Source organism: Winogradskyella poriferorum, assembly GCF_050618035.1.
GTDB lineage: Bacteria > Bacteroidota > Bacteroidia > Flavobacteriales > Flavobacteriaceae > Winogradskyella > Winogradskyella poriferorum_A.
This window is the reverse complement of sequence record NZ_JBODPY010000178.1, coordinates 1-227: the sequence shown is the minus strand read 5'-3', so window position 1 is coordinate 227 and position 227 is coordinate 1. Positions and strand designations below refer to the sequence as shown.

1 pseudogene is annotated in these 227 nt (G+C 35.2%); it reads right to left on the bottom strand.

Features of this window, described 5'->3' with window-relative positions:
- Positions 1 to 31: 31 nt before the first annotated feature.
- Positions 32 to 227: pseudogene (locus ACRHOC_RS15370) on the bottom strand (thioredoxin domain-containing protein); the annotation flags it as partial.

Genomic DNA, 227 nt, shown 5'->3' with positions numbered 1-227 from the left:
AGTAAGACTTATCATAAAACTAAAGCCCAAGTTAAAATAGGTTCATCGCCTGAACTGAATTTGAAGAAGGAATTACTTTGTCATAGATTTCCAGCTTACGAGCGATTAAATTTGAAGTTTCATTAGAGGTAAAATAGAACATTCCATTTTCGGGATGCTGAAAATTTGCTAATGAATAAACCATCAAAGTCTTAGCCAGGTCGAGCCAAGAACGATCCATAGTTACC